Genomic DNA, 6,327 nt, shown 5'->3' on the forward strand with positions numbered 1-6,327 from the left:
TTATAAACCAGAGTCTTTAACATTCCAGAAATTGGAATCTTGGTTAGCTGAACTGTATTGGAATACGTCGTTTTACACTAATACATCTAACTGTCAAAAAAATGTGCTAAGAAGAACTGACAGTAAAGTGTGTCACAAACCTAGAAAACATACGGATACTACTTGAACTTATGCCAACGGATATAATTACCCGTCCTGAGTCGCTCACGGAAGATTGCTTCTTTACTTATGCCCTTGGGACTGATTTGCACGATACTAATTCCACAGCCAAATATTTACGCCGAATCAGGAAAGAAGATAAACCCTATATCGACATAGCTGTTTCTCCTAGGCCAGGCTATCGGTTTGAGGTGTGCCTTATCCCTGTTGAAGGGTTTGCTCAAGAAACAATATTGACAAAAGATGGGTTCGCCAAAGCTTTAGCGATTATTTGTGCTGTATCTAACAAAGCTAGGAAGCGATTCCCTTCAGGAAATGGACAAGAAATTGTCCGGTGTCAATTTAGCAACTTAGCTGATGCAGTCGCAGTAGCGAACAGATTGTCTGCATTACCCTCTGATATGTATGAAACTCTCGTCAAGTTACCAAATGCTTTGTAATCGCGTCCGCTTGAACATTTATGATTAGGACTGATGCGGAGACATTTTAATGGTAGGTAACTAAACAGACTTGAAGACTTGAGATTAAAAACTCAATGGTTTATACAAGACTTTTAACCTGAATGTGCGATTTTGATGTTTTTGCACGGTAAACTGTAATTCAAAGTGAGTTTTTTTATGCCTACAAGTCCTTTGCGTGAAGAGCCTCGTAACCAACGAGCGCCTGTAATTCGTACAAGTAATGAATTTATTCTTTTGGAATGGTTAAAGTCAACTGGTCGTCTCATCGAGCGTGAACATCAAGAATCTGAGTATCTAACTGAAGTAGAAGAAATTTCAGAAATGATAGACCTTGACGATATTCCTTATGATCATGACGATGATGATACTGAAATGGATTTAGAAGCCTAGCAGATTAGCCCAATTTTAGAGCTAGGGCGGTTATAAACCGCGGCTACACAAACATAGACGCTTTGCGGCTTCCCGCAGGGTAGTCCGCCTCCGCGGACTAAGGAAAAAATTAAGGGTTTGTAACCCGCGTAGGCGGGTAAAACCCTGTCTCGACGAGATTTTTAACCGCCGATTTCACTTGAGTAATAAATAAAATAATTGTCCATTGCCAACTGTAACACCAGCGCGATCGCCTGCTATTTTCCCAGTACCTAAAAAATAATCTACTCTACCTGCACCTTTAATTGCACCTCCAGCGTCTTGGTCAAGAACATAGCGGCTAATAATCTGCTCCTCCATTTTTCCGGTAGGATTAACAAGGGGAATAGAAGCGCGAATCAACGCTAAAGCACCAGGGGGCATGAGAGATTTATCTGTAGCAATAGAACGCTCTGCTGTTAATGGTACATTGATAGAACCTTGGGCTGGCTCTCCGTGATTTTCTTGAAAAAAAACAAAACTGCGATCGCGCGGAATATAAATATTTAATTCTTGGGGATGCTTTTGGAAATAGTCGAGAATAGTTGGCATAGTTACACCTTCTAGCGGTAATTTGCCATCATTGATTAATTCTCGGCCAATGCTTTTGTAGTTATAAGCAATATTACCCGCATAGCCGATTGTCGTCTGACTACCATCGGGAAGCTGAAGTCTAGCCGAACCTTGAATTTGAGCTAAATATGGTTCAAGGCGATCGCGAAACCAAAACAACTCTAATCCTCGCAATTTCCCTTTTGCACCTTGTAAACCATCTGCTCCTTCTAAGTCTTCGCGTGTCGGATGAGGCCTAGGCCAGGATTTTAAATCAGGAGGTAAGCGATAAACAGGATAGCGATATTCTGCTGTGGGGACGCGACTGGCTGCGTAAAGTGGCTCATAATAGGCGGTGAATAAAACGGAACCTTTGGTGTTGCTACCCACTGACTGGTAAAGAACAAATTCCCGCTCGATGGCTTGATGTAATTCTGTTGCAGAATTAGTTTTTAATAGGATTTCGCGGAATCTTTGCAAGCTTTTTAAGACGCGATCGCGCGTAATTCCAGCCACCTGATAGTTTTGATAAGCAGCCGCCGCATTAGCTGTTTGCAGATATTGGAGACTGCGTGCGATCGCACTCAATAGTGCCTTTTTCTCTGGTATTTCTCCATAGAGTACTTCATCAAAACAAGAGCTATCACCTTGACAACAAGTAACTGGTAGTCTCTGAATCAATGGTGATTTTTGCTTTTCTGGAAATGTATCTTGATTTTCAGCACTCAAGGAAACTGGTATATCCCACTTTTTCACCCTACATTCTGGCGGACTGAGTTCCGAATATGCCAAAGATTGCATCCGCACCAGCAAAATCGACAAAAACACAGGTAAGCTGATGGCAATAATTTTGTTAAATTTTCCTAACCCAGCAAGTGTCTTTTTCATCAAAATTCAAAATCTTTGATATTATCCCACTTTTATCAAATTGAAAAATCAAAAATTATTTTTACAAAATTTTTCCCAGTACCCAATCCCCAGTCCCCAGTCCCCACTCTCTATTCATTCATATTACGGTAAGTAGCAACTGCGGAAGGCGATATCCGGTTCAAATAGCGGAAGATCCAATATTTGAAAATGGTATCTAAAATCACTGGAAATGTAGCAATGAATAAGAAGATAAAATCTCTATTTGCTGGTAATCCCCAATGGCGTGATACACCTTCTAGAAGCACTTCCCAGCCATGAGGAGAGTGGAATCCTACAAATATATCGGTAAACAAAATGATGATAAATGCCTTAGCACTATCACTAAGTCCATAGACAATATGATCAAAGAAATCTTTGATCACAGCAATAGAAGACTTGCTGACAAGCAAAAGCCAGATAAAAGCAACCACCGAGAAAACATCTGCAAAAACATTTTTGATAGCATTAGAGCTTTCGCGACGAAATTCTTCAGAAATCTCTCTAGCCTTATTTTTCATTTCAGTTTCTATCTGTTCAGGCAACAGTGGAGGGGCTTTGATAATCAGATTTTCAAACTTGAGCCTTTCTTCAAATCTTTGTAATTCGACCAGGGCTTCCTCTTCCATTTCGGAATTAAGGAATATCTGCATTTGCTCACTGCTTCTAAATCGGTCAATAATTGGGCCTACTACGAAAGCTTTTGCTATCTGATGTGTCAAAAGTGGTATGATAATTAATAGTAAAATAAACCTGATAGATATTATTGTTCTTCTTTGAGTCTGACGAAAAGTCTGAATTACATCTTGTTCAGAGTTAGGGTCTAATTCAACTTGCAGACGACTGATAGTACTTAAAATAGAGCGCGGTAAAACACCCATTGTATCAGCTTTCAGCTTTGATTTAGGCTTTTTATCCGAGTCTCGATTTGGTATTTTGGGTGGTAACGTTGGAGTATTGACGAGCAGCGAATTATCGTCAGATATTACAGAGTTAACTGGTGGATTTGGAGGACGAACTACTAAAGCTTTAGAAGTTGTTTGATCGGAAATATTTGTGTATTTGGATGTAATTTGATCGATGAAGTTGAGCTTTTCCAAAACCAAAGAAGGACTTAGATGCTGTATATCTGCTTTCTGAGCAGCTTTTTGATTCTCTTCATTTAGAAACCAACGGCTTGCTCTAAACTCAGTCAACCGCATCCTGACAATTTTTAATAGCTTCTTGAGGTCTGACTCAAAATAATCCATCACGCTATTACTGTACATGGCTGAGTCAATGTCTATTTTATTACCATTGAAATGCTTATCTTCTATTTCCTTAATCTTTAATGCTGCATCGTAAGCTTCATGTAAAGAACGTTCAGGAGTCTGTAAGTACCATCGATAAGTAGCAAGTAAGAAAGAATAGATTTTTTGACTAAAAACAGAGTTTTTCATTGCAGACAATCATCCAGCATTATTTGGTGATTCTTAACCTTAAGTTAACGCACGAGGTATACTAGCAAATCTAAAAGGAGAAAGTTTGTGGTTTCTCATTCGGTTTGGATTGTTGGCACTAGCCGTAGTGGTAAGACGGCTCGTTTGGTAGAGCAATTTTGTAATTGGGTAGAACCTGAGAATAAATACGCTGAATCATTTTATACTAAAAAAACAGGACGTAAAAAAAGTAGTCATGTACCCGAATTTTTATATCTTAAACAAACAGAGCCAGGAGTTTTAGTCTTAGCTGCCAATGATGACAATCGTCGAGAGTTAGGAGACATAATTGTTACATCTACCTTGGGGAAATATCCGGTTCGTGCCAAGACGCCACTAGGTTTTTTTCAGGATGAAGTTATTTTATTTTGGCCGTTGCTAATTAACTCATTGAACCTGAAGGCACAGTTTCCGGTACGATTGCGGCCAGAAACGGAACAAGAATTAGCAACCAAACTCTGGCGTCCCCAATTAGACGAAGAAATTTTACGGATTGCGGGAGTGAATGAGTCTCGCCTGGTGCGTCGCATCCTAGATTTATTGCAATTAGCAGCTTATAGTGGTACTCCTTGCGAAGATATTGCCCAGATTTTGGCAAAGGGTCTGGGGGAAAATACTACAACTTTAGAGCCGGAATTTTTGGCATCTTTGCTGCTAGATTGGCGTAACTGGTGTTTAGAAAGGGGGTTACTAACTTATGGCATTATTACCGAACTCTATAGTCAATATTTATTAAGCGATCGCCATTACCAACAGCACCTAACTAAACGCTATCAGGCGGTACTGGCAGATGATGTCGATGACTATCCTAGCGTAGCGCGTCTTTTGTTTGAGTTGCTCTTAGATCAAGGCGCAATCGGGGCCTTTAGTTATAATCCCGATGGTGCAGTGCGATTGGGATTGGGAGCAGATCCCAGCTATCTAGAAGGTTTAGCAGAGCGTTGTCGGGTAGAAATCTTGACTGGGCCGCCTCCAGAGTCTCTTGGTGAGCAACTCACTGAACAGATGGTGCAATTAGTCACAGAACCGATGATACTGTTGAGTTTACCTGAGATTGTGCATTCAATTCAAACCACCTCCCGCGCCCAATTATTGCGGCAAACAGCAGAGGTAATTGCTAATGCCATTCAATCAAAGCAAGTGCAACCAGAAGAAGTGGCGATTATTGCACCAGGTTTAGATGCGATCGCTCGTTATACTCTAGTAGAAATCCTCATCAAGCAAAATATCCCAGTAGAATCGCTGAATGACCAACGTCCCTTAATTAGTTCACCCGTCATTCGCGCCTTACTCACCATGTTGGCACTAGTTTATCCCGGCTTGGGACGACTTGTAGATCGGGATGCCGTCGCAGAAATGCTGGTTGTCTTGAGTAGGAAACAACAACTACCAGAAAACTCTACAGACGCGATGAATCGCGTCTCTACAACAGACGCGATTCATCGCGTCTCTACCAATATTGATCCGGTACGCGCTGGTTTAATTGCAGATTACTGCTTTGTACCCCATCCTGATCGCCACAACTTGTTACCAGTGTCAGCCTTCGAGCGTTGGGATCGAATCGGCTATGCAGCAACCACAGCCTATAATGACATATTACAGTGGTTAGAACAGCAGCGATCGCAACAAGAACTGCGGTTAATTCCCAGTCCTATTTCTCTGTTAGATAGAGCAATTCAGCGCTTTTTGTGGAATGGCAGCAATCTTCCTTACGAACAACTAGCAGCAGTGCGAGAATTATTAGAAACCGCTCAACATTACTGGGAAATTGACACCAGGTTACGACAAATTGCCCCAGTTGAGACAACGCCTCACACAACTATTATTGAATTTATTCAACTACTGCGACGTGGTACGATTACCGCCAACCCTTACCCCGTGCGTCCCATTGGTGGAGCCAGAAAAGCCGTCACCTTAGCAACTATATTTCAATATCGATCTAGTAGGCGATCGCACCGTTGGCATTTTTGGCTAGATGCTGGTTCACCCCTGTGGGCGAAAGGTGGTGCAGCAACTTTGTTCGGTGCGCCGTTTTTTCTGCGAGATAGATTAGGCGAACCTTGGACAGCAGAAGACGAGAAATTGGCAGAAGAACAACGACTGCGAAGAATTTTGACAGATTTACTCTCTCGTGTATCGGAGAGAGTTTATTTGTGTCACAGCGATTTAGCCGTGAATGGACAAGAACAATTAGGGCCGCTGTTACCCTTAGTGAATGCTTGTGTGACGGTTATTTCTGAGGCTAATGTTAATTGAGTTTATTTATATACCCTACTGTAACTGATAGCAAGGGACTTCCAAATAAAAAAATATACAACTATTTATTGTGGGGTGGGCGTCTCGCCATTGGTGTCAACTTAACG

At 41.4% G+C, this 6,327-nt stretch carries 5 protein-coding genes; 3 read left to right on the forward strand and 2 right to left on the reverse strand.

Annotation, left to right across the window (positions count from 1 at the left end; translation table 11 throughout):
* Positions 1–170 precede the first annotated feature (170 nt).
* Both A4S05_RS33775 and A4S05_RS33780 read left to right on the forward strand, forming a co-directional pair.
* Positions 171–599, forward strand: coding sequence for a hypothetical protein (locus tag A4S05_RS33775; RefSeq protein ID WP_069074136.1), 429 nt, complete (start codon positions 171–173; stop codon positions 597–599).
* Positions 600–776: 177 nt separating this feature from the next.
* The gene (locus tag A4S05_RS33780) at positions 777–1,010 is read left to right on the forward strand and encodes a DUF3134 domain-containing protein (protein ID WP_069074137.1); all 234 of its coding nucleotides are present in this window, start codon (positions 777–779) and stop codon (positions 1,008–1,010) included.
* Between the two features lie 174 nt (positions 1,011–1,184).
* Here the strand turns inward: A4S05_RS33780 and A4S05_RS33785 are convergent, their stop codons facing one another.
* Positions 1,185–2,468 (reverse strand): murein transglycosylase A, encoded by a 1,284-nt coding sequence (locus A4S05_RS33785; protein WP_141699885.1) that lies wholly within the window; start codon positions 2,466–2,468, stop codon positions 1,185–1,187.
* 110 nt (positions 2,469–2,578) lie between these two features.
* Positions 2,579–3,925 carry a proton extrusion protein PcxA gene (locus A4S05_RS33790; protein ID WP_069074138.1) on the reverse strand — a complete coding sequence of 449 codons (1,347 nt, stop codon included), beginning with the start codon at positions 3,923–3,925 and terminating at the stop codon, positions 2,579–2,581.
* A gap of 87 nt (positions 3,926–4,012) precedes the next feature.
* On the opposite strand from A4S05_RS33790, the gene A4S05_RS33795 reads away from it, so the two are divergent.
* A complete protein-coding gene (locus A4S05_RS33795; RefSeq protein WP_069074139.1) occupies positions 4,013–6,220 on the forward strand; it encodes a PD-(D/E)XK nuclease family protein in 2,208 nt (735 codons plus the stop codon).
* Positions 6,221–6,327: the final 107 nt, after the last annotated feature.

It is taken from the genome of Nostoc sp. KVJ20 (assembly GCF_001712795.1).
In the GTDB taxonomy this organism is placed as follows: domain Bacteria; phylum Cyanobacteriota; class Cyanobacteriia; order Cyanobacteriales; family Nostocaceae; genus Nostoc.

Coding starts and splice junctions, on each gene's coding strand:
- A4S05_RS33775 (WP_069074136.1), top strand. CDS start 171: ATGCCAACGGATATAATTACCCGTCCTGAGTCGCTCACGGAAGATTGC.
- A4S05_RS33780 (WP_069074137.1), top strand. CDS start 777: ATGCCTACAAGTCCTTTGCGTGAAGAGCCTCGTAACCAACGAGCGCCT.
- A4S05_RS33785 (WP_141699885.1), bottom strand. CDS start 2,468: ATGAAAAAGACACTTGCTGGGTTAGGAAAATTTAACAAAATTATTGCC.
- A4S05_RS33790 (WP_069074138.1), bottom strand. CDS start 3,925: ATGAAAAACTCTGTTTTTAGTCAAAAAATCTATTCTTTCTTACTTGCT.